Here is a 22,763-nt window from a genome sequence, read left to right as displayed (position 1 = left end):
GATTGCTGTACTGTCCCCATAGGTTGTATTGGCCGTGAACCCAACCGGGAGATTTCATGCCGGAAGCCGCTGCGATGTTGAACAGTGGACGCACTACGCGAAAGATTCCTCGTATTCGACGGGCGGAGACGACTCGCTTCACCGTCGACGACCAGAAGGGTTACCTGACTACCGCCGATGCAGAAGACGGCTCCGTTGGCGAGGTGACGATCCGGATGGCGAAGCAGGGGTCCACCTTGGCCGGGATGATGGATGCGCTGGGCGTTGCGATCACGCTCGGCCTTCAGGCCGGCGCGCCAGCAGAGGTGTACGTGTCGAAGTACGCCAGCATGCGGTTCGTGCCAGCGGGCCGCACGGACGATCCCGAGCTGCCGATGGCGACGTCGATCATGGACTATGTGGCAAGGCGCGTGGCCCTGGACTGCCTGCCTCCGGAGCGTCGGATGGGGATAGGCATCCTCACGGCGGCTGAGCGGACCGCGTTGGCCGACGAGGATGCTGGCTGGATCGACTTGCCGGGTTTGGCTATGTCGGCTCCGCATGAGCTGCGCCGATAAAGGGCAGGACGGGTTGCCCTGCGATGCGTGACGTATCCCCGCCTGCGGTTGACGGTCACCTCGTTGCCGCGGCGAAGGGTGCGTCACGCGTACGCAGAGTCAGGCCTGAAGGGTTAGTCACGTTCGGGGCAGGGTTCGCTCCAGTGCGTGCGGGAAGCGCTGCTTGAGCTCGGCAAGCCGACCGAGGACGCACTGGCGCCGGTCCTGACTTCCGGCGTATAGGGCGGAGCCGCCGTACGTGTCGCTGGTGGCCCATTCGGCTTGGGTGCGGCCGTCGTCGAGCGTCTTGCCGTAGATCGTTTCGTACAGTTCGGTCGACGGGAACGGCATGAAGAAGTGGTGCTTCTGCCGGTTGTACCGAAGGGCCGCCAGCTCGGTGACCAGCTGACAGGTCTGCTCGCTGTCGTCGTCGGTCTCTCCGGGAAGATCGTGAATCCAGCTCGTCAGTTGAACGATGCCGACACGGTCGAGCAGCTGGCAGGCGGCCCGGGTGTCGGCAACGGTCGCGCCTTTGCGGAGCACTTTCAACATGCGGTCGGAGCCGGATTCGCAGCCGAGGAAGATCGCGGAGAAGCCGACCGCGTGGAGCCGTTCCAGATCCAGGAATCGGGCGAGGTTGACCACGTCACGGGTCCGCATGTTCGCCCGCAGCTCGATGCGAACGCCGTCGCGTTCGAGGAGTTCGACGATCTCCGCGACGCGGTGGATGTTGGTGGAGAAGTTGGGGTCGAGCAGGCTTATCTGGTCGGGTGCGTAGGTGTCCCACAGGTGACGCAGCTCGGCCACGATGCGTTGCGGCGCGAGCGGTTTCCATTTCCTGGTGCTGGTAGTGGGTTCGGAGCAGAAGGCGCAGGCATAGGGGCACCCGTAGCTGGTGATGTACGACAGGTCCCTCATCGCGGAGGTGTAGTACCGGGTCGGATCGATGAGGCCGTAGTTCACCGGCGGTAACTGGTTCATGTCGCCGACGAACTCGTAGGTCGTCTTGACCGTGTTCGGTGTGACGGCGCCGGATGCGGCGATGGCGGTGCGGCCGTCGAGGAAGGCGAGGTTCGGCAGATCGCCGATCGTCTCGGGGCTGAGGCGCTGACCGGCAGCAAGTCGCTGGGCGAGCCCAAGCGCGGCTGACTCGCCGGGCCCAGTGACGACGACGTCGGCGAGGCGTTCGCGCAGGATGGCGCGCCAGGCGAGGGTCGCGTGGTAGCCGCCCCAGATAATGGGTACCTGGGGTGCGGCCGTGCGGACGATGTCGATGGCGGCCAGGACGTTGCCGATGCTCGGACCGGTCATACAGGTGACGCCGACGAACAAGGCTTCAGTCGCATGCTTGGCCAACTGGTCGCGCCAGTCGTGGTCGACCTGGCAGTCGATGATGCACACGTCGAAACCGTGGGCCTCAAGGACTGAGCCGATGGTCAGCACCGACAGTGGGTGCCAGGCATAGTTCGATTCCCCGGTGGACAGGGGGTCGACGCCAGCGAACAGCACAATCTTGTGCACTTTGTCTGTTCCTCTCGCTGAGTACTCAGTCGCTGCGCGCGGGCCGCGCCGGCTCGTGTCGCGACTGGGGCTGAATGGTGTTGCCGTTGGCTGGAAGCGGTGCTGCGGGCTGGTCAGTCAATGTGTCTCCCGAAAAGAGCTGGCAAGCCCCGCTGCCGCGGCGAGGGCTTGGTCGAGGTCGGCCACGATGGTGACGTCGGGCAGCATGTCGAAGGAGCACAGCGGTGCACCGATCATGATCACGGGGACGCCGCGTGAGAGGGCCGCGCCGAGCTCGACACCCAGGCCGTGGCTACGGCGGTGTTCGGCGAAGGCGATCATCAAGCGGGAGCGGGTGACGTCGGTGAGGCAGAGCCGGGCGGCGACCTGATTGAGGGCGGGCCCGGCGTCGAACTGGCAGCTGGCTCGGGTCAGCGGATCGATGTCGAGCCAGCGGCTGGTGGACACCAGTGGCGGTGGCAGTGCGTCCCGGATTCGACGGGTCTGGTTGCGGTATCGCAGCGTGGCTGCGAGGTAGACACCTACCTGGCCTGCGGGTACGGGTTCGGGTAGGTCGGGCGGGATCGGGACGTTGGGGTCGGGGCGCAGGTCGTGCAGGCCTTCCGCTGGCCAGGCGTTGGTGGGGCACATTCGGGCGACGCCGTACGGGATCATCGGCGAGTATGCGTACTGGGCATCGTCAGCGAGGCACGGCAGGCCGATGGCGGTGCGGTCGACGTTGGTCCGGGCGTCGTCGTTAGCGAGCGGGTACAGCAGGACGGGTTGCTCATCGCGGATCAGGCGTAGGGTGCCGTACTGCTGCGGCTCGCCGCGTACGGTGCGCTCGCGGTCGGTCAGCATGGCTAAGTGTCGAGGGTCGGCGATGCCGTGGTGTACCGCGCCGGCGACGCTGGGCAGTAGGGCGTGGCGTTGGTCATTGAGGTGGTCGGCGTGCTGCAGCAGGAGCCATGCCGCGTCCGCAGCGGCCGGCCTGATCGGCCAGCCGTATTCGGCGATCACGTCGACCGCCTGCCGGCCAGCGGTGGTGGCGAAGGCGAGGTAGGCGGCGAGCTGGGGTGTGGTGGTGGTCAACTCGGGGACGAGGTCGGGCAGCAGAGTGAGCGGTTGCGGCCAGTCCGGATAGCCGAGTGCGCGGCTGATCTCCTCGTCGAGGGCGGGGTGGCTGAACAGCGAGCCGAGCGCGGCGGTCAGCAGGGCCTGCTCGCGGCGGGCCACTGCCGTGAGGTCTGCGTGGGCGATGGCCGTGGCGGCGGTGTGGGTCATGCGGTGCCTCCAGCGTGCTGGGCGGCGAGCGTGTGGGCGGTGATGAGGTCGGGCTTGCCGGCACCGGTGCGGGGGATCGCCGGTACGCCGATGACGACGGTGGGGGCCTTGAACCCGGCAAGGTGGGCACGCGCGTACTCACGCACGTTCTCGGTGGTGGTGCCAGGGGACAGTTGGACCAGCGCGGTCACGGTCTGCCCTAACCGCGGGTGCGGGACGCCGAGGACGAGCGCGTCGCGGACGCCGGGGTGTCGGCGCAGAGTGTCGGTGATCTCCGGCGCGTAGACCTTCTCGCCGCCTGTGTTGATGCATTCGCCGGCCCTGCCAAGCAGGAGGTAGCGCTCGTCATCGAGCAGGCGGACGTGGTCACCGGACAGCAGGTAGCGATGCCCGGCGTGGTCGGTGAACCGGTCTGCCGGGAGTCCTCCGGACGGGTGCAGGCCGGCAGGGTGCGGCCAGCTGACCCCGATGGTGCCGGTGTGACCGGGCCGAGCGGGCTGGTTGGCGGCGAAGACACGGGCGTGGCGGCCGAGAACGAACTCGCCGGTCGGCGGCACATTGCCTGCCGTGGCCACGCTGAACCCGAGGCCGGTGGCCTCGGTGGCGCCGAGGGACTCCAGCAGTCGAACCTGCGGGAGATGCTGCAGCAGCCTGCGCTTGACCTCAGCGGTCCACGCCACACCAGAGGACGTGATGGTGGCCAGGTCCGGTAGCTGCCAGCGGCCTGGTTCAGCGTCGAGCATGTCGACCAGGGGCAGTGCGTGCGCGTCGCCAACGATGGCGAGGCTGGTGGCGTGGTGCCGGGCGAGCCCGTTGAGGAGCCGCAGGGGGTGGAATCCGCGTTGGGTGACGACGGTGCCGCCAGCGCAGAGCGCGCCGATCGCCCGGGTGAGCCCGGAGCCGTGCATGAGCGGGCTGCCGACCAGCAGCCGGACCGGCTCGACGGGCGCGGGCTTAGGGCCATCATGCGCAAGGTCGTGCTGGTGCCAGGGATTGTGCTCATTGAGCTGGGTGAGGACGTCGCCGACGAACCAGCGCACGGCGGTCGGACGGCCGGTCGTGCCGCCGGTGCACTTGAGCAGCACGTCGTCAGGCCGGGAGTCGAGCTGGTCCCGGTCGCCGCCGGTGTCGAGCAGTAGCCGGGCGAGGCCGCCAGCGGTGGCACGGTGGTCAACGGCGTACCAGCGACGGACTTCGACCAGCTGGTCGCGGATCCGGTCGAGGTCCTCCTCGCTGTCGAGGTCGTGACAGACCACTGCGGGCTGAAGGTGACGCAGGAGCATGGCCAGCTCGTGGGACCGGTAGCGGTAGTTGACGCCGCAGGGTGTGGCGCCGCAGCGCATCGCACCGGCGACAAGGATCAGGTACTCCAGGACGTTCGGTAGGCAGAGCGCCACGACGTCACCGCGGCGGATCCCAGCCTGGCGCAGCCGGGCGGCGAAGCCCGCGGCGGCGGTGTCGAACTGTCGCCAGGTCAGCGTGTGGCCGTCGTGAATCAGTGCGGGGAGGTCCGGCTGTTGCTCAGCCAACGCGTGCCACAGCCGCGCGAGGTCCCAGCTCATCGTCGTCCGACCCCCGCCATGACCTGTTCGGCCGGGCTACCGGCGAGGTCGTTGACGGTGGTTCGGATCAACGCCGGAAACGGGTTCCGCTCCCAGTCCCACGCGCGTGGGCTGACCCGCGGGTCGAACTGCGCGACCAGCTCTCTCAACCTGATACGCGGCGACGCGTCGTTGGCAACCGGATAGATGGCCAGCGGTCGACCGGGCTCATAGACGCTGATGTAGGAGCTATCGCTCTCGGTGGGCAGGTGCTCCATCGATGTGGCCTCGGTCAGCGGTAGGTGCCAACGCAGGAACTGCCGCAGCGGCGCCCCGGCGGTGGTCGGCAGGAGGTGCAGGTGGCCGTGCTCGATGCGCCGGGCCCCGGGCGCGTTCAGCCCGTACTCGAAGCCCAGGACCGGCATGCCGTAGAGGTTGGCTAACCGGTCGGCGAGGAGTTCGGTCAGTTCGTGCACGCCGCGGCGTTCGTCCTGCGCTAGGCGGCCGATCGAGGTGGCGTGGGTGGTGGGAACGACCAGCAGGTAGCCGGGTACGAACGCGCCGATGGTCGGTACGGCGGCTGCGGTGGTGGTCCGCGCCACGACGTGCTGCTGACCGGCGAACAGGTGCTGGCTGAGTGTCCCGCCGCGACCGGTGGAGTCGATGGCGGCGCAGAGGTCACATGGAGAGGGCATGGTCGGTTTCCTCGACGGTCGGCTGGTCGGGAGCGTTGATGTGCAGGTGGCGAGGTCGTTCGGCCGGCCGTAGGTGAGTGGCGCAGTAGGCGTGAAGCGCCTCGGCGGTCAACGGCCGGAAGGTGGTAAGCCGGACCGAGATCACTCGGCCGTAGGTGTCGTCGGGGATCGGGACGACCTGGCAAGACCGGACGTCCGGGTGCGCGGCGATCACGGCGTGGACGCGGCCGAGCGCGACGTTGACGCCACCGACGATCGCCCGCCCGGTGGTGTCGACGCTCGTGACGGTCAGCCGACCGGTCGAATCGAGGGTTCCGTGGTCGCCAACGGTGCGCCACGCGTCGGCAGCAGTACACGGCTGGCCGGCGTAGTGGCAGACCATTCCGGCCGTGCTGGCCCCTTCGATGACACCGATCTGGCCACCTGGTGCGGGGCTGCCAGTGGCGTCGACGACCCGCAGCAGAGCGCCAGGGATAGGCCGTGCGCCTGGATGGTTCTCGTCGGCACGGGCGAACGTGCCGTCGTACTCTGCGGCCCCGTAGAACTCGGCCACGACGTGCGCGTCGACCAACTTCAGAAGTCGGGCGCGCACTTCGGGCGGGCAGGGGGCGGCCGAGTGCATCAGCGTCTTGGCACTGGTCAGGGCAGTGCGTAAGTCATGCGGGTCAGTGCCGTCGAGGAGCCGCCTGATCTGAATCGGGGCGAGGAACACCCAGCTGGGCTCCAGGGCGGCGGCGAGCTGGACCCAGGCGCGCGGCTCGAACCGGTTGAGCATAGCGACGGTGCCGCCGAGGAGCAGGTGCCGTGCGGCGAACTCGAAAGGGCCGTTGAGGTGCATCGGAGAGGCGAACATGGCTACCGTGCGCCCGCCCCCCGTACTGCCGGAGTTGGGTAGGCGGCCGAGGCCGACGGCGTGCGCCTTGCGGGCAACTGTCGGCGGCTCACCGCCGGTGACGAGCGGGCGGTAAGTGCCGCCGACGACGCTGAGCACGGCCTTCCACGGCTGGCAGGTGTGCGTGCCGGTGGACGCCCGTCGGGTCATCGCGGTTCGCAGCGGTGGAGGAGTCGCCGGATCCAGGGGCATCGGTACGCCGCCGGCCAGCCAGATCGCGGCGACATCGGTGAAGAACGCACCGGTGGACGTAGCCGAGACCGCACAGACCCTGCCGGGTCGCGGACCGAGCAGGGCGGCTCGGGCGCGGGCCTGCTGCCAGAGCTGCGCAAAGGTCAGTGCCGTCGTGGCGTCGATGACGGCGAGCCGATCGCCACGCTCGCGAGCGTGGGCTTCCAGGGCGTCGCAAATCTGCAGGGTGGTGGACGGCGATGACGGCGGCAACGGCCCTCTCCTATCCACGGTCGTTCAGGCCGACGGGCGTCGGTGGGGTCCAGATCCCGGCGGCTTCGCGTTGCTGCTCGTCGGTGAGCCAGCCGAAGCGCAGCGCCTCATCGACGAATCCGGCTCGCCGGCCGGTGTAGTGCGGGAACGTCAGCCAGCAGCGCAGCAGGTGCCGGGCCTGCTCGACGTCGTCAGGATCGGTGTAGGCGGTGCGGGAGTGCAGCACCGTGTGGTTGTTGACGATCTGCAGATCGCCCGCGCGCAACTCCATGTCCACGCTGAGCCGGCCGGCGATGTCCTCGATGAGGTCAAACGCGGTCAGCACCACCTCGGGCAACACGACCCCGGTTACCTGCTGGGTCTCCAGCAGGGTGTGCCGCACAAACCTGGTACTGAAGTTGCCGCGGTACAGCGAGAAAATCGGCGAGGTGAACGTGGCGGGCAGGCCAGGCACGTTGCCACCAGCCATGTGGAAGTGGAACGGCTCGTAGAGCGCAGCCACCGCAGCCGGGTCGCGCAGCAGCATCGTGTTGTGTACCGCGGCGGCAGAGGCGAGCCGGCTCAGGCCGCCGACGGCGGCTGCGCGGCGGCACAGCAGCAACGCGGCATCGGCGCCGTCAGTGTGGAACCACAACCGCTCGGCGGTCTGGTGGCCGCGGGTGACGGCGTCGCCGAGGGAATGGCCCGTGCTGCGCACGTGCCGGATCAAGTGCCGGTCTCGGCTCTGGGTGGCGATCGACCCGAGGTGGGTGACCAGGCCTCGCACCATGACGGCTGCCTGATGGTCGTTCATGCCATCGACAGGCAGGCCCCGCACGACGGCGAATCCGCGGCCGTCGGCCACCTCACGGGCGGCCTCGGCCAGGACCGGGCCGACCCACGGCAGCGGAAAGTCGTCGCGGCACACGTGCGGGTCGAAGGTCATATCCCGACCAGCGAGCCCGCGGCAGGCGACCTCCGTCGCGTCGGCGACCTCGACGGCCTGGCGCTGATCGAGGGCGACGGTGTAGTCGTCGGTGGTGAGGTCGGCGCCAGACCACAGCGGGGCGTTGTCGGCGCACACAGGCGTGGGGACGGGGGTGAGAGGCATCGATTCTCCCGGAAGGGTCAGGGATGGGTGACGGCGCTAGTGAGCCGGCCAGCGATCGCGTTGCCGGCGAGCCAGCCGGTTTCGGCGGCGCCGATGATGCCGCCGGTAAGGCCGGGGCCATCGCCGACGAGGAACAGGCCCGCCTGATCGGTCTCCATGTCGTCGGAAACGGCGAAGCGGGGTGCCCACCGTTCCACAGCTGGGCCGTAGAGCACGTTGTGCGGGTGCAGCGCCTGCGGGCACAGCTCGGCGAGCCGATGCACGAACTGCCGCAGCAGATCGACGACCGGCTCCGGCAGCTCGGTGGCAAGATCGCCGGCCGCGACGTGCGGCATGCTGGGGTCGAAGCCGCGGGCGAAGTCGATGACGGGGGTGGTGGATGGTGAACCAGTCAGGAAGTCGCCGAGGCGCTGGGCGACCAGCCCCGCGTGACGATCGTTAATCGCGGCGATGAGACGGCGAACTTCCTGCACCGTCAGTCTCAGGGCGCGCCCTGCGGTGGCAAGCACGGCAGTGTTGGAGCGATCGGCGTGATGGCTGGATTCGGAGTGGCCGCCGACGAGCAGCAGCCCGTCGTAGTCGGCCGGCACCACGTCGCCTCCGTAGCAGACACAGTGCGTGCGTACCTCCGCGCCGTTGCCGGCCTTCCAGATCAGCTTGGGGTCGCCAGCGACAGCCAGCAGCGGATCTAGAAAGTCCTTCGGTCCTTCCAGCCGGAATCCGAGCTTAGGCTGGGCGGGGTGGCGGCGCAGACCCAGCCGTTGGCCGAGCTGGTCCATCCAAGCGGCGCCGACCTTGCCGGGGGCCAGCACCACGCAGTCGGCGTGTACCCACTGCGGGGGACGGTCGGGCTTTTCCAGCAGCATCTTCCAGCGCGCGCCGGGTCGCTCGGACTCGACCACGTCGAGGGCTGTGGTCTGGCAACGCACCTCGGCGCCGGCGGCGATGGAGGCCCGTAGCCGCGACAACATCCCGGGAAGCTGGTCGCTGCCCACATGCCGGATCGGGTAGTGCAGATACTCCATGCCCAACGCGGCGGCGCGCTGCTGCAGGGCCGCGGCCGCGGTCCCGTCGACGCCCTGCAGCGGTGCCGGCTCACCCGAGCGGATCAGCTCATCAATGGCGTGCTGACGGTGCTCGACGTCCGCGGCGGGAAAGCGGTGCGCGACGGTGGATCCGATGCGATGAGACAGGCAAAGCTTGCCATCGGAGAACAGCCCAGCCCCGCCGAAGCCTGTCGTGATCGTCTCGTTGTTGTCCGGGTCGGTGCCGCGGGCCTCTAGCCGGCCGGCCACGTCCTGACCCCCGTCGACGATCAGCAGGCGGGCGTGGTTGGCGCGCTGGGCGCGCAGCGCTGCGAACAGGCCCGCCGGACCTGCGCCGACGATCACGACATCGAACAAGTCTTCGCCTGCGAGATCCGGAAAATGCATGGTGGGTTCTCCTCGTGCGATGGCGGCGCCGCTGATGTCGGACAAGACGAATCTGCCGGGGCCGGCCTGGTGTGCTGATTGGTAGTGCGGCGGCGAGCCGCCAATGGTGGACGATCCACCCCTGAGCCTGCCTGGGAAGGCCCATCGACAATCGCCGACTCCTGTCGTTGTCGGACAGGATCTACTTCGGACTACGACAATCCACCGACATCGACAGAGCGCCCACGTTGACCGACGCAGGCCAATGAGTGACCTTTTGTGGCTGCGAGCCGCAGTGCGCATAGCCGTTGGGCTGCGTCCGCCGCACTCCATCCGCCTGGTAGCCGTCATCCGAAGGAAGCTTTTGTCGGCGGTTTGTCAGACGTGGACGACGAGCCTTTCCGACATCGACAGTCTTCGCCTTTAGTCACTCTCGGCGCTACTGACGAGCGGCGCACGCCGACCTGGATGCGTCGCGGTCAAGCCGCCTCAGCGGGCGTTTTTCGTGGGGTAGATACCGATGACCAATTCATTTCGTTCGAGAGAGGATCCTGGATGTTCGGTCAGGACGACCTAAATCGTTACGGCTACCGGCAGGAGTTGGCGCGCCAACTCCGGTTCCGGGACCTGTTGGCCTACGGCTTGGTGTACATGGTGCCGATCGCGCCGATGGCGATCTTCGGCAGCGTCTACGCCGGCTCCGGCGGGATGGTGGCGCTCGCGTACGCGATCGGTGTGGTGGCGTTGGTGTTCACGGCGTTCTCGTACGCGCAGATGGTGAAGGCGTTCCCGATGTCGGGCAGCGTCTACAACTACGCCGGCCGGGGCATCAGCCCGCCGGTCGGATTCATGGCCGGCTGGGTGATCCTCCTCGACTACGTGCTCGTACCAGGGCTGTTGTACCTGGTGGCGTCGGTGGCGATGCACGCCACGGTTCCGTCGGTGCCGGTGTGGCTGTGGCTCCTCGGGTTCGTCGCGGTCAACACGATCGTCAACTCGGTCGGGATCCGCATGACCGCAGTGGTTACCCGGGTGATGCTGGTCGGTGAGCTGCTCGTCTTGGCGGTCTTCTTGGCCGTCGCCGGCTGGGCTCTCGCGACCGGCAAGGGTCGGTTCAGTTGGGCGGCGTTCTACAGCGCCGACACGTTCACCTGGTCGGTTGTGGCGGGGGCGGTGTCGATCGCGGTCCTGTCCTTCCTCGGCTTCGACGGGATCAGCATGCTGGCCGAGGAGACCAAGGGTGGCTCCCGGCAGATCGGCCGCGCGATGGCGGCCGTCCTGATTTTGGCCGGGGTGCTGTTCATCGCGCAGACGTGGCTGGCCGCGATGCTCGTCCCTGACCCGGCCTCGCTGCTGGCCGATGGTGACCCGAACGGGACCGCCTTTTACGACGCCGCCGCCGTGGCTGGCGGGGGTTGGCTGGCGACCCTGTGCGCAGTCGCGACAGCCATTGCGTGGGGGTTGCCGAACTCGATGGTCGCGCAGGTCGCCACCTCTCGGCTGCTGTACGCGATGGCCCGCGACCGACAACTGCCGGCGTTCCTGGCGAAGGTGTCGATCCGCCGCAACGTGCCGATCAACGCGACGTTACTCACCGGCGCAGTGTCCCTGGCGCTGGGCCTGTACATGGCGACCCGCGCGGATGGGATCACGCTGCTGTCGTCGTTGATCAACTTTGGGGCGATGGTCGCGTTCCTGGTCCTGCACGTCTCGGTCGTGGTGCATCACCTCATCCGGGCGCGCAGCGGGAACTGGTGGGCGCACCTGGTCATGCCCGCGATCGGCTTCGCAATCTTGGTGTGGGTGGTGGTCAACGCCAACATCGCCGCCCAACGTCTCGGCCTGGCATGGCTTGCCCTCGGCGTCATCGTTCTGGCCGGCCTGTACCTGTCCGGCCGCCGACCGGCCCTGTCGGGGTTGGCGCCCGCGCAGCCGCAGGCGCGTCACGTGGAGCGGGTGTGACCGGCATGGACACGTTTACCTACCGGCCCGCCCGAGACGAGCTGGCCTATACCTTCGGCGGTCGGATGCCGGTCGCGCACGTGCGCGGCGGGGACGTGTTCACCGTCGTGACGGAGGACTGCTTCGGTGGTCTCGTTCGGGGTCCGGCGGACCTGCCGTCGCAGGTGTGCCGCATGCCGTACCTCAATCCGGTGTCCGGGCCGTTCTTCGTCGAGGACGCCGAGCCCGGCGACACCCTCGCCGTCCACCTCGCCGCCATCACCCCGGCCCGGGACTGGGGTGTGTCCTCGACGTTCCCGCACTTCGGGGCACTGACCTCCACCTTCCACACCGCCACCCTGCAACCGCCGCTGGAGGAGCGGGTGTGGGTGTACGGCATCGACCGGCAGGCCGGGACCGTGCGATTCGAGGCTACCCGCAGCGACCACAGCGTGGACCTGCCACTGGACCCGATGATCGGCACGATCGGTGTCGCCCCCGGCGCGTTCGAAGCCCGATCCACACTCGTGCCCGACACCCACGGCGGGAACCTCGACACCCCGCAACTGCGCGCCGGCACCACCCTCTACCTCGGGGTGAACGTCCACGGGGCGATGCTGGCCCTCGGCGACGGACACGCCCGCCAAGGCGAGGGCGAGGCATGCGGCGTCGGCGTGGAGATCGCCACGATCACCACCCTCGCCATCGACGTCATCAAAGGCGTCACCACCCGGTGGCCACGGTTGGAGACCGACCGGGACATCCTGACGATCGGCTGTGCTCGCCCGTTGGAGGACGCCTACCGCATCGCCCAGCACGACCTCGTCGGCTGGGCCGGCGCTCTGACCGGCCTGGAAACCCTGGACGCCTATCAACTCGTGTCGCAGGCGGGGCGGGCACCGATCGGCAATGTGTGCGACCCCAACTACACCGTCCTCGCCGCTGTCGACAAAACCCTGCTCCCCGCTGCCGGGCCCGCGTACGGCGGGGCACACGAGCGGCTGCGGCGGCTCACCGCCGGACTGCGGTAGGAGCCCCGCCGATGACTGCGTCGATCCCGCGCCTGCCGCTGCGCGATGACCTGTTCCTCCTCGGCCACGACGACGACACCGGACACCCCCACGTGCACCGGCAAACCCTCGCCCTCGGCCTCGCGGGCGCGGTCCTGATCGACCTGTATCTGGCCGGGCGGGTGAGTCTCGACCTGAACGACGAGGCGCGCGCAGCAGGCCACCAGCGGATACACCCGTACATCGACCGGCCAGTCGGAGACCTGATCGCCGACGCCGCAGCCGCCACCATCCGGAACGCTCACCCGCTGCTGCGCATATGGCTGCGGGGGTTCTCCGACGACCTGTACGACCGCACCCGCGCGGGCCTCGTCGCTGGGGGAATCCTGCGCCAGCACACCCGACGGCGCCTCGTCGGCCTCATGCGCGCCGACACCTACCTGCCCACCGACAGCAAATGGGCAGTCATAGCTCGCTCCCGCCTGCGCTACCTCGCCGCCGGCCGCGAACAACCCGACAACCACACCGCCGCCCTCGCCGGCCTCGTCGCCGACCTCGGCCTCACCAGCCACCTCTACCTCGACGACGACACCGCCACCCTGACCAGCCGCCTGAAGGCCATCGCCGCGCAGCACTACCAACCGGTACGCGACATCACCGCCGCCGTCGACGCCGCCATCGGCGACCTCGCCACCGCCGCCTACCGCTAAGTCTGCCTCCGTCACCTTCGGAAAACACCGTGAGCAACTGCCTCAGGTAAGACCCATAGCAACCTGCGCATCACAGGAGTAAGCATGACGAGCATCAGCACCAACGTGACCGTACGTCAGGCCACGCCCGACGACGCGGGCAGACTTATCGGCGTCCTCGCCGAGTCGTTCTTCCACGACCCGGTCGCCCACTGGCTGATCTCCGACCACGACGATCGCCGCTTCGTCTCCTACCGCTACTTCACCCACGTCGTGGGCCACAGCCTGCAATACGGCCACGTGGACACAACTTCCGACGGATCCGCCGCCGCAATCTGGTACGCCCGCCCGGCACCGTCCCCCAGCATCGCCGCCGACCGCCACGTGGGCGTGCAGGAAGCGACCGGCGCATACGCGCCGAAGTTCCTCCTACTCGAGACGATGTTCGAATCGCACCACCCACCCGAGGCGCACCACTACCTCGCCTACGCCGCCGTCAGCCCCGAACATCAAGGCCGGGGAACTGGCACCGCGCTGCTGAGTAACCACCACCAACAAATCGACCCGCTCGGCTTGCCCGCCTACGTGGAGGCCACCAGCCCACGCAACCGCGACCTCTGTCTGCGGCTCGGATACCTACCCGGCCCGTCGATGGTCCTGCCCGACGGAGGACCGAAGATCTGGCGGATGTGGCGCGCGCCGCTGGGCAGCACGATCCCAACCAGGTTCTTCACCCCGCATCTACCCCTGACCGGCGAGCACAACGAACGCGGAGAGGATCACGCCGGTACAGCCAGCTACCCCTGCTGACGCCGCAGCCATCGCGGCCATGCTGGCCACCGAGTTGCAGGGTGATCCGCTCGCCGAATGGCTCGTGCCAGGAGCAAAGCAATGAACCTACATCCTCCGCAGGTTGCTTGCCATGAAGGACGACCACGCCGTCGAGCGACGCAGCGTTGATGTGTCGCCCCGGCGGGTCGCCGGTAGCCGCCCTGGCCTGTTCTCGTACGTACTCATCGTCCAACCCGGCCACACAAGCGACACCGCAGCATCTCTCGTGCCCCCCTGAACCACCCGTTCGGACGGGTGGGAAGGCCCGGAGAGGATGATCGCGCGAATCCGTAGGCGTCCGGATTCGCCACCCGAGGTCACCCTCCGGGCCTTCGCCGTGGCCCGCCAGACAACGGTCGTCGAGCATTTCATGACCGAACGCGCAACTCGCACGAAAGCTTCCGGCCCCGGCATCAGTGGCGGTCCCGCCCACCACTGGCGACCCGACCGCCAACGCACCCTCTCGACATGGATCTGGTCGTCGACATCGTCGGTCGCAGGCGACGCCAGATAGCAGGGGCCCGGACCACCTGGCCGACGTGAGACCGGCAGCGTCGGGCAGATGGTTACCGCAGACCCCTGCCTGGGCAGGCGGGCGATCGAGCCAGAACCGTCAACCCGACGACGCGTTCAGATCAGTTTCGCTCGACATTTATGTGGCCCTCTTCGAGTGCCTTCTCGATCATTGCCAGCATCTCGGCCCTTTCGTGGGCCTCAGCTGTCAGCGTCCAGGTCAGGTAACCGCGTCCGTCGTCGATCTGGTCGACGAGCCCAGCCTGGCGCATCTGCTTGAGCGCCTTCGACAGGTGGCCGTCGCCGGGCCTCGCCCCCCAGCGCTCGACGAGGGCGGCAGCGAGTTCGGTGTATCGAAGCTGCCGATCAGCGAGCGTCAGCAAGATCGAAGCCCACCAGCTGTGCCCGAAAACCTGCTCCAAGATCCGAAAGTGGATCAATGCCACAGTTCATCGTCTCCCCCCGCACAGGTGCCCAACGCCTGACCCGAGGCGTTAGCTGTCGTGCATCTGACACTGCGCGAAGGACCCACTTCACCGAGTAGTCGCAGCGGTGTCAAGGCCTCTCGTTTATCGACCTGACAGAGAGCCGCCGGTTAGGGCCGCTTTGGGTGAAAACGAAATCCAGCCGTAACGAGCAGTGGCTGTCGATGACCCCGCTCTGATCACCGCCCGCGCGGCGCCGAGCAGTCCGTCGCGTTGGCGCCATGCGGCCCTACCAGCGGTGCGCACGATCTGGACGCACGATTGGCGCGCGCAGTTGTAGCGCACTCACGTGCCGTAGCGGCAGGCTCTGATTCTGGGATAGGACAGAACATGTTGACCGTGATGGAGGCAACTGGTGGCACACCGTAGGGGGAGGGTGGTGGCCGTGCTCGCGCTCATCGGCCTGGTGGGAATTGGGGCAGGTTGCACACGTGGTGACGGTGACAAGAGTGGCTCACCAACGCCGACTTCCGGCGACCACTCCACCTCTCCCGCCGAACCGGTTACGCCGGAGAATCTCGCGCTGGGTGCGTACCGCGGCATGTGGGCCGCCTACGACGACGCCGGGCTGACGTCGAATCCGGACCATCCGGAGCTCGCCAAATTCGCGACCGGCGATGCGCTGAAGGTCTTGAGGAGCGGCCTGCAGTCCGATCGTCGCGACGGTCTGGTCGGGCGGGGCGAAGTCGTTGTGAATCCGTCGATCCAGTCCCTCACGCCCGCGGCCGCGCCGACTCAGGCGAAAGTCCGAGACTGCGCGGATACCTCCGGCGCGGTCAGGGTGAGAGCGACTCCGAATGGCACTCCGTTCACCGACTCCCCGGGCGGGCGCCGGCTGGTCAACGCCACCGTGAGCGTAGTCGGCGAGAATTGGAAGGTGACCTCCTTCGGGGTACAGGGAGTCGGCTCGTGCTGAGGCTCCGGCTCCTGGCAGCTGTCGGTGTCATGCCCGCAGCCTGCTGCCTGGTTCTGCTGGTGGTTGCGTCCCCCGCTCAAGCCGACAAGTGGAAGCCGGTGGACTGCGGCCTTACTCCTGACGTGCCTGAGTGTTCCATCGAGGTGGGTACACCGCCCTCTACCGGCAACGGGAGCTCCGGGGACGAACACAACGGCGGGTCGAACACCGGTGGTGGCGCCGGTGGTGGGCACGAGGGTGCGGACGGTTGCCGCTACGTCTTGATTGGCCGGGACGATCCGCCAGCGGGTGCCCCTCAGCCCGGAGCGTGGTATTCGCGCCACTGCGTCAGCGATGGCGGGGCTTCGGCGAGGCTGCCAGTGTGGATCGCGGATGCGCAGTCGCCGGATCCGGCGGTCTTGGCACGGTCTGCGATTTCCCGGCTGAGTCTGCCTGTGCCGGCGATCCGGGCCAATCCCGCGCCGCCGGCGGCTCAGCTGCTGAACGTGCCGACGTGGCTGTGGCTGGACGGCCCTTCGTATCGGGCTCGGTCAGCGACGGCTTCGGTCCCCGGCCTCAGCGTGACGGCGACCGCTTCACCGAAGCAGGTGCAGTGGTCGACTGGTGACGGGGCGTCTTTTACCTGCTCGGGTGCGGGAATGCCGTGGAGCGCGGGCATGGATCCGGCTGCAGCGTCGAGTTGCAGCCACACCTACAAGGCACCGTCGAGTGGCCAACCGGGTGGCGTGTACGAGGTGCGGGCGACGGTGACCTGGGAGATCGGCTGGGTCGGTGGCGGCACGTCGGGGTCGGTCGAACCTGTAACGACAACCGCCACGGTGCCGCTTCGGGTGCAGCGCTCGTCCGCGCTCAATGGGGCGGGCTGACCGATGGCCGTGTCATTGACGAGAGCACCGGCCACGGCGGCGAACGGGCGGTCGCCATCCACACCTCCGCCAGTTGGTGTGCGCCGACGCTCACCGCGCAACGTGGTGCTGGGGCTGGTCCTTGCAATCGCGTGCTCACTGCTGTTCGCCGGCACCGCGTTACGGACCGATCCGGCAACCCCGGTTCTGGCGCTGGCCCGCGACGTGGGGGCAGGCCAGACGATCCGGGACCCAGACTTGAAGGTCGTACGGATCGTGCCCGGCGATGCCGTGCAGGTGGTAGGCGAATCGCAGCGCGAGACGGTCGTCGGTCGGACGGCGGCGGTGCCGCTGGTGGCCGGGAGCCTCTTGTCGCCCGGTCAGATGGGTGGCTCGGCATTTCCGCCGGTGGGCCAATCAGTCGTCGCCGTCGGCGTCAAGGCGGGCAAGGCACCGGCCGGCATGACCGTGGGTTCGCGGGTGACCGTTCTGGTCGTGCCTCCGACTGGCAACGGAACCGCAGCTGTGCAGCCGGTACGGGCGTCCGCGTCGGTGTCAGCGATCGAGGTCCCCGACGCAGCTGGGCTGACGGCCGTGTCGCTCCTGCTGTCGTCAGACGCGGCACTTCAGGTCAGCGTCACTCCGGGAGACGTATCGCTGATTCTGCAGGGCTCAGGCGGCTGAGCACCGTGCTGATCGGGGTGACGAGCGCGAAGGGTTCGCCGGGGGCGACAACGCTCGCACTGGGGCTGGCACTGCGGTGGCCCGAGCCAGGCGCCGTAGTCGTGGAGGCGGACCCGGCGGGCGGCGACCTGATGGCGCGGTTCGGTCGGACCTACCACGATGGCGGGCGGGAGCCAGGGCTGGCGTCGATGGCCGCCGATGCCCGATCCGGGGCCGGCGTCCGGATGGATCCGTCTCGGTGGGTGCAACCGTTGCCGTCAGGGGTGGATGTGGTCCTGGCGGAGCCTGGGGCCGCGGCGGCGAGCCTGCGGGCGTTAGCTGTGCGGGGACCTCGGATGCTGCGAGTGCTAGCCGCTGGCCGGCCAGCCTTGGTGCTCGACGTGGGCCGGTGGGAGCCAGCTTCGCCGGCGTCTGCGCTGTTGTCGGCAGTGGACATCCTGCTGGTGGTGCTGAGGCCCGTACAGGATGAGGTACGGGTTGCGGATGTGCGACTGAACGGCCCGACGGGCCGACCAATCCCATCAGCAAAAGGTAGAGACCTCAGCCAGGGACGCGAGCACGTCGAGCAGCTGACCGGGTTGGTCCGGGACGTACAGCTGGTGACCGTAGGTGGCGACGGGTGGCCCGCAGTGGAGGTGGCCGGCAGCCTTGGGCTGCCGCTGGCCGCGACCGTCCCGAACGACCGTCGAGGCGCCGGGATTCTGGCCGGACGGATGGTGCCGCGGCGGGGCTGGCAGTCGACGGGCTGGACGCGGTTGCCACTGTTGCGGGCCTGTCGTGGCCTTGCACTGGACCTCGATCGGCACGCCAGTACCGAGACGTCCGTCGCGCCGGTGACGGAGCACGCCGGGGTGAGCGGCCGATGAACGCTCGGCATTCCGCTCCGGGGAACAGCATGGGCGTGGGGGGCGCCCACGCCCTGACCAGTGGCGAGCGAGATGTTCTCGATGCGTTACGAGCCACGGTCGCCGTCCGGCTACAGGTGTCGGTCGTCGGCAGAGCAGACAACGCGGGCGACGTCGACCTCTTGATATCCAACGCTCTCGACGAGTACGCGCGCGAGGCGTTGCACCGCGGGCAACCCCCGCTGAGCGAGACCGCCGAGCATCGGATTCGACAAGCGTTGCGCAATTCCTTCGTTGGCGCCGGCGGGCTGCAACCGCTCCTCGACGACGAGGCTATCGAGACCATCAACATCAACGGCTGTGACAACGTCCAGGTGCAGTACCGCGACGGCCGCCGCGCGCGGGTGGCCGCAGTCGCGAACTCCGATGCTGAACTGATCGAGCAGTTGCGCGACATGGGCGCCCGGCTCGGAGCCCATGAGCGCCGATTCGACCCGGACTCCCCCGAACTCGCCATGCAGCTTCCTGGCGGAGCGCGTCTACACGCGATGCAGGTCATCAGCGACCGCGTCGCGGTGTCGATCCGCCGGCATCCGATGGTGAAGGTGAGCCTGGACGACCTGGTGGGGATGGGCGAGCTGACACCGACGATGGCGGATCTGTTCACCGGCCTGGTGTTGGCCCGTCGGAACATCGTCATCAGCGGCGGCCCCGCTGCGGGAAAGACCACATTCCTGCGAGCCCTCGCCTCCGCGATTCCCACGCAGGAACGCCTCATCGTGATCGAGGACTCCCGCGAGCTGTCGCTGGACCCGCAGGTCCACCCGGACATGGTCTCGATGCAGGCACGGCAGGCAAACATTGAGGGCGTGGGCGAGTTCAGCCTGGATCAGTGTGTCCGCGCCGCGCTGCGGTTGACGCCGGATCGGGTCATCCTCGGCGAGGTTCGCGGGGCTGAGGTCGTGCAGATGGCCAAGGCCATGTCGATCGGGGTGGACGGGTCGATGGCGACGGTGCATGCCTCGTCGAGTTCGCAGGCGCTGCTTCGAATGACCACCTATGCGATGGAGCCCCCGGCGTCCTATCCACGAAGTGCCGCGACGTCACTGCTGGGCGAAGCCGTGCACATCGTCGTGCACTTGAACCGCACTCCCAATGGCCTTCGGGTCGTCTCCTCCGTTCGCGAGATCGTCGGCACCGACGGGGACCAGATCATGTCCAACGAGGTATACCGGCCCGGTCCTGGTCGCCAGGCGGTGCCGGCGACCCGGCTGCGGGACGAGACCATGGATCGGCTCGTCGATGTTGGCCTGGACCCTGCTGTCCTCGACCGTGACGGGTGGTGACACGGATGGCCATGCCGGTCGTGCTGCTGGTCGGGCTACTCAACGGCCTTGGCCTGTGGCTGATCGTTGACGGAATCCGGCGGCGCGACCGTGACAGCCCTGCATCGGTCGACGGCTTGCTACGACGAGCTGGTGCGGCCGTAACTCCCGTGCGGGCCGCAACGGTGATCATCGCGGCGGTGGTCTCGGGGCTGGTAACCGGATGGCTGGTCGGCGCGATCTTGGCTGGCCTGGCAGCGTGGAGCCTGCCCACGGTGTTGGTCGGGAACCGGGTTCATCAGCGTGAGCAGGAGCAGTTGGAGGCGATCGCGGGCTGGACGGAAAGCTTGCGCGACACGCTGGCTGCGGCGGCTGGGCTGGAGGAGGCGATCGCCGCGACGGCCGGCACCGCGCCAGCGGCGATCCGACCCCAGGTCATCGCGCTGTCGGAGGCGATCGACGCTGGGGTCCGCCTGCCGGTCGCGCTGCGCGCGTTCGCCGCTGATCTCGATCATCCGACCGGGGACATGGTCGTGGCGTCGTTGCTGCTGGCGGCCACCAGACAGGCTCGCAACCTCGCCGAGCAGCTCGGCGCGCTCGCGGCGACCGCACGCGAGCAGGCTGCAGCACGGATGCGCATCCAGACCGAGTGGGCGACAACCCGCACGTCGGTGCGGATCATCATCGCGATCACCCTGGTCATGGCCGTCGGTCAGGTGCTGCTCAACCGCACGTTCCTCGCTCCCTACGACACTCTGGCCGGGCAGGTCGTACTCGCCATCGTGGGTGCGATGTTCGCCGTCGGATTCATCTGGCTCAGCCGGATGTCCCGGATCGCCCGTGACGAGCGGGTGCTGGCCGGCGCCATCCCCCACCCCCAGGTGGTGACGAGGTGATGCGGGACGCGCTGCTGCTGGGCGCCGGAACCGGAACCGGCCTTGCGCTGGTCCTGCTGGGGTTGCGTCCCAACCGACCTGCCCTGGTCGACGTGCTCGACGGCCTACGTCGTCCGGCGCCGCCGCCGATGACCGCCCGACAACGCCGCTATCAGGTGCTTGGCGCACCCCTCGTGCGCCTGGGCCTGCCCACCGCCCGCACCCGCAGCGATCTGGCAGTGCTGCAGAAGGACGTTCCCACGTTCCTTGCCGAGCAAGCCGCGGCCATCGGACTGGGGGTACTGGCGTTGCCCGTCCTGGCCGCACTGTGGGGTGTCGGCGGGTTGGTGCCGCTGTGGCTCGCCGGCCTGGGCGGACTGATCGGCTACCGATGGGCGGTCACCCGAGCCCGCGCCCAGGCTGAGAGGCGACGTGCCCAGCTGCGCCACACCCTGTCGGTGATGCTCGACCTGGTCACCATCAGCCTGGCCGGTGGCGCCGGCGTCGAACAGGCCCTCGACGATGCGGCAAGCGTCTGTACCGGCTGGGCCGCCGACCAACTGCGCGCCGCGCTACGCACCGCCCGGCTGACCCGGCAGCCGCCGTGGCGGCCCCTTGGACAACTGGGCCTCGACACCGACGTGAACGAGTTGGCTGAGTTGGCCGCCACGATGCAGCTGGCCGGTGCCGAAGGCGCCCGGGTCCGTGCTTCCCTCGCTGCCCGAGCCTCAGGGATGCGCGCTCGCACAACCGCCGCAATGGAATCCGCCGCCCGCTCGGCCGGGGTCCGGATGTCCCTACCCGTCATGCTCATCGCCGTCGGCTACGGCCTGTTCCTGCTGTACCCGGCCATCGCGGCCATCCGCACCGGCCTCTAAAAGGTCAGTGAGTTCACGAATTCCGAAGTGTCGTTACGCCGGAACTGAAGGGAGGTACGCAGCTGTGAGGCTATCCGAGTCCGTGGGTTCACGAACTGACGGCAGGGTGATCGCCGTTCATCAATCGACGACGGCAGGTGCCGGACGGTCACAGCCGGTGGCGCTACCTCAGCCGGTGGTAGACGACGCCTTCGAGGTCGTCGCGGTTGAAGGCGGCTGCGTTGGTGAGGTGGCCGTCGTATGGGCCAACCTTGGTCACTGCTCGGCCGTCTCGCAGAACGATCTGGAGTCCGTGTTCGGGCTCCCAGTCGCAGTTGCATTCCACGGTGACGTACACATGCTGGTCGCGGAAGCTGTCGCGCTCGACGGCAGCCTCGACGGGGTGGATGTGCGCCCAGACTTCTTCAGGATTGGAGATCGTTACGAGCATGGTGCCGTGGGCGGCCTCGAATACGACGTCCTGGTAGTAGTCGAAGATCGCTGGTGCGGCGGCCTTGAGGACGGAGTCGTCGATGTCGAGGAACGCCGCGATGGCTGCGTGGAACTCTTCCTTGGCCGGGTCGTCGTCGTATCCGTTAACCATCACGTTGAGTACGCGGTCGCCCAGGGCTGGCACGTGGACGGGCTCGCTGCGGTACCACCCGTCGAGGTCCTTGAAGACCGTCCCAAGGCCGGGGATGTCCATGCAGGCACCCTACGGCAGCGGCGGTCTGGCGCGTGGTTCGGCAGGTTCGATGCCGCCGGACGCGTACCGCTCGGCGGTGGGAACGGACACGCCGAACATGTCAGTCAGTCGGCGCACGTCTCCGGGGGACGTGATGGCTTTGTGCACGATGCGGTCCATCCGCAACGCTTGGGCCGAGAAGCCGATCGTCTTGGTGATCCAGTGGGTGCTGGCCAGGGCGGTGCGGGTGGCGTTGTTGTGGTTGAGGAACAGGTGCGGGCTGGCGGTGTTCGGCCAGCGCCGCTGTCGTTCGTCGAGCCACGCGGTGAGTCGCTGCCTGACGGGCGGCGAGCGCCGTGGCGCAGACGGCCCTCAGGGATCTCATGCAGCTGCATGGCGACGACCTGGTGGGATCGCTGCGGGTGGAACGCGATCAGGGCAGCGAGTGCCGCGCCGCCGCGATACTCACCGACCCGCCACCTTGAGAGTCTCGATCACTCGCTTCGAATCAGAGGCGTCGGGAATCTCGACAAGCAGTCAACGGTGGCTCCACGAGGCGACCAGCGCTGCCACCTCGACCTCGACCGGCATCCCGCAAGCAAGCCGTGGAACAACCCACGGCGTTACCGACAAACCGCATCCTTACGGCTGCTCGAAGGAGTTGATCACCATGATCCACCGTCTACGCGCCAACCTTGCTTATGGGCTCAGGGCCATCCGTGAGAATCCCGAGCACGGAGCCGAGACCGTCGACACAATCATGTGGATCGCCATCTTCATCGTCGTCGTCGGCGGAATCGGCATGCTCTTCCGGGACACCGTGACGCAGTACTGGAACTCCCTGGTTATCACCATCGGTTTCTGATTG

The 22,763-nt window shown here is 68.2% G+C and carries 22 protein-coding genes; 13 read left to right on the top strand and 9 right to left on the bottom strand.

Features of this window, described 5'->3' with window-relative positions; translation table 11 throughout:
* The first annotated feature begins 56 nt into the window (after nt 1-56).
* The gene (locus ACGF3C_RS19825) at nt 57-557 is read left to right on the top strand and encodes a hypothetical protein (RefSeq protein WP_393223880.1); all 501 of its coding nucleotides are present in this window, start codon (nt 57-59) and stop codon (nt 555-557) included.
* A gap of 117 nt (nt 558-674) precedes the next feature.
* On the opposite strand, the gene ACGF3C_RS19820 is transcribed toward ACGF3C_RS19825, so the two are convergent.
* The 7 genes from ACGF3C_RS19820 to ACGF3C_RS19790 all read right to left on the bottom strand — a co-directional run bounded on the left by ACGF3C_RS19820 (nt 675) and on the right by ACGF3C_RS19790 (nt 9,460).
* Nucleotides 675-2,057, bottom strand: a complete 1,383-nt coding sequence (locus ACGF3C_RS19820) for a B12-binding domain-containing radical SAM protein (protein ID WP_393223877.1) — start codon at nt 2,055-2,057, stop codon at nt 675-677.
* Nucleotides 2,058-2,174: 117 nt separating this feature from the next.
* On the bottom strand, nt 2,175-3,320 hold the full coding sequence (locus ACGF3C_RS19815; RefSeq protein ID WP_393223874.1) for a DUF6624 domain-containing protein: 1,146 nt from the start codon (nt 3,318-3,320) through the stop codon (nt 2,175-2,177).
* On the bottom strand, nt 3,317-4,882 hold the full coding sequence (locus ACGF3C_RS19810) for an AMP-binding protein (RefSeq protein ID WP_393223871.1): 1,566 nt from the start codon (nt 4,880-4,882) through the stop codon (nt 3,317-3,319). Before ACGF3C_RS19810 ends, ACGF3C_RS19815 begins: the two co-directional genes overlap by 4 nt.
* Complete coding sequence (locus ACGF3C_RS19805) at nt 4,879-5,556, bottom strand: HIT family protein (protein WP_393223868.1); 678 nt, start codon at nt 5,554-5,556, stop codon at nt 4,879-4,881. The genes ACGF3C_RS19810 and ACGF3C_RS19805 overlap by 4 nt, the downstream gene beginning before the upstream one ends.
* Nucleotides 5,540-6,892, bottom strand: a complete 1,353-nt coding sequence (locus ACGF3C_RS19800; RefSeq protein WP_393223866.1) for a class I adenylate-forming enzyme family protein — start codon at nt 6,890-6,892, stop codon at nt 5,540-5,542. Before ACGF3C_RS19800 ends, ACGF3C_RS19805 begins: the two co-directional genes overlap by 17 nt.
* Before the next feature lie 10 nt (nt 6,893-6,902).
* Nucleotides 6,903-7,982, bottom strand: coding sequence for a TauD/TfdA family dioxygenase (locus ACGF3C_RS19795; protein WP_393223863.1), 1,080 nt, complete (start codon nt 7,980-7,982; stop codon nt 6,903-6,905).
* Nucleotides 7,983-7,999: 17 nt separating this feature from the next.
* Nucleotides 8,000-9,460 carry an NAD(P)/FAD-dependent oxidoreductase gene (locus ACGF3C_RS19790; RefSeq protein WP_393223860.1) on the bottom strand — a complete coding sequence of 487 codons (1,461 nt, stop codon included), beginning with the start codon at nt 9,458-9,460 and terminating at the stop codon, nt 8,000-8,002.
* 489 nt (nt 9,461-9,949) lie between these two features.
* Here ACGF3C_RS19790 and ACGF3C_RS19785 point away from each other — a divergent pair, with 489 nt between their 5' ends.
* The 4 genes from ACGF3C_RS19785 to ACGF3C_RS19770 all read left to right on the top strand — a co-directional run bounded on the left by ACGF3C_RS19785 (nt 9,950) and on the right by ACGF3C_RS19770 (nt 13,844).
* The gene (locus tag ACGF3C_RS19785; RefSeq protein ID WP_393224474.1) at nt 9,950-11,356 is read left to right on the top strand and encodes an APC family permease; all 1,407 of its coding nucleotides are present in this window, start codon (nt 9,950-9,952) and stop codon (nt 11,354-11,356) included.
* On the top strand, nt 11,353-12,366 hold the full coding sequence (locus ACGF3C_RS19780) for an acetamidase/formamidase family protein (protein WP_393223857.1): 1,014 nt from the start codon (nt 11,353-11,355) through the stop codon (nt 12,364-12,366). Before ACGF3C_RS19785 ends, ACGF3C_RS19780 begins: the two co-directional genes overlap by 4 nt.
* Nucleotides 12,367-12,377: 11 nt before the next feature.
* The gene (locus ACGF3C_RS19775) at nt 12,378-13,055 is read left to right on the top strand and encodes a GPP34 family phosphoprotein (RefSeq protein WP_393223854.1); all 678 of its coding nucleotides are present in this window, start codon (nt 12,378-12,380) and stop codon (nt 13,053-13,055) included.
* 84 nt (nt 13,056-13,139) lie between these two features.
* Complete coding sequence (locus tag ACGF3C_RS19770) at nt 13,140-13,844, top strand: GNAT family N-acetyltransferase (RefSeq protein ID WP_393223852.1); 705 nt, start codon at nt 13,140-13,142, stop codon at nt 13,842-13,844.
* A gap of 656 nt (nt 13,845-14,500) precedes the next feature.
* Here the strand turns inward: ACGF3C_RS19770 and ACGF3C_RS19765 are convergent.
* Complete coding sequence (locus tag ACGF3C_RS19765; RefSeq protein ID WP_393223849.1) at nt 14,501-14,800, bottom strand: hypothetical protein; 300 nt, start codon at nt 14,798-14,800, stop codon at nt 14,501-14,503.
* Between the two features lie 448 nt (nt 14,801-15,248).
* On the opposite strand from ACGF3C_RS19765, the gene ACGF3C_RS19760 reads away from it, so the two are divergent.
* The 7 genes from ACGF3C_RS19760 (at nt 15,249) to ACGF3C_RS19730 (ending at nt 21,231) form a co-directional block, all read left to right on the top strand.
* Entirely contained in the window at nt 15,249-15,779 is a 531-nt protein-coding gene (locus ACGF3C_RS19760; protein ID WP_393223846.1) for a hypothetical protein, read from the top strand.
* A 656-nt stretch (nt 15,780-16,435) separates the two neighbouring features.
* The gene (locus tag ACGF3C_RS19755) at nt 16,436-16,645 is read left to right on the top strand and encodes a hypothetical protein (RefSeq protein WP_245241330.1); all 210 of its coding nucleotides are present in this window, start codon (nt 16,436-16,438) and stop codon (nt 16,643-16,645) included.
* 105 nt (nt 16,646-16,750) lie between these two features.
* The gene (locus ACGF3C_RS19750) at nt 16,751-17,308 is read left to right on the top strand and encodes an SAF domain-containing protein (protein ID WP_393223843.1); all 558 of its coding nucleotides are present in this window, start codon (nt 16,751-16,753) and stop codon (nt 17,306-17,308) included.
* Nucleotides 17,309-17,736: 428 nt separating this feature from the next.
* On the top strand, nt 17,737-18,174 hold the full coding sequence (locus ACGF3C_RS19745; RefSeq protein WP_393223840.1) for a hypothetical protein: 438 nt from the start codon (nt 17,737-17,739) through the stop codon (nt 18,172-18,174).
* A complete protein-coding gene (locus ACGF3C_RS19740; RefSeq protein ID WP_393223837.1) occupies nt 18,171-19,499 on the top strand; it encodes a CpaF family protein in 1,329 nt (442 codons plus the stop codon). The genes ACGF3C_RS19745 and ACGF3C_RS19740 overlap by 4 nt, the downstream gene beginning before the upstream one ends.
* 5 nt (nt 19,500-19,504) lie before the next feature.
* The gene (locus ACGF3C_RS19735) at nt 19,505-20,374 is read left to right on the top strand and encodes a type II secretion system F family protein (protein WP_393223834.1); all 870 of its coding nucleotides are present in this window, start codon (nt 19,505-19,507) and stop codon (nt 20,372-20,374) included.
* Nucleotides 20,374-21,231 (top strand): type II secretion system F family protein, encoded by an 858-nt coding sequence (locus ACGF3C_RS19730; protein ID WP_393223831.1) that lies wholly within the window; start codon nt 20,374-20,376, stop codon nt 21,229-21,231. The genes ACGF3C_RS19735 and ACGF3C_RS19730 overlap by 1 nt, the downstream gene beginning before the upstream one ends.
* 163 nt (nt 21,232-21,394) lie before the next feature.
* Here the strand turns inward: ACGF3C_RS19730 and ACGF3C_RS19725 are convergent, their stop codons facing one another.
* Nucleotides 21,395-21,916 (bottom strand): DUF6985 domain-containing protein, encoded by a 522-nt coding sequence (locus ACGF3C_RS19725; protein ID WP_393223828.1) that lies wholly within the window; start codon nt 21,914-21,916, stop codon nt 21,395-21,397.
* On the opposite strand from ACGF3C_RS19725, the gene ACGF3C_RS19720 reads away from it, so the two are divergent.
* On the top strand, nt 21,915-22,760 hold the full coding sequence (locus ACGF3C_RS19720) for a hypothetical protein (protein WP_393223825.1): 846 nt from the start codon (nt 21,915-21,917) through the stop codon (nt 22,758-22,760). The genes ACGF3C_RS19725 and ACGF3C_RS19720 overlap by 2 nt on opposite strands.
* Nucleotides 22,761-22,763: the final 3 nt, after the last annotated feature.

The organism is Micromonospora sp. NPDC047762, assembly GCF_043204655.1.
Taxonomy (GTDB): domain Bacteria; phylum Actinomycetota; class Actinomycetes; order Mycobacteriales; family Micromonosporaceae; genus Micromonospora.
This window is presented reverse-complemented; position numbering and strand designations above follow the sequence as displayed.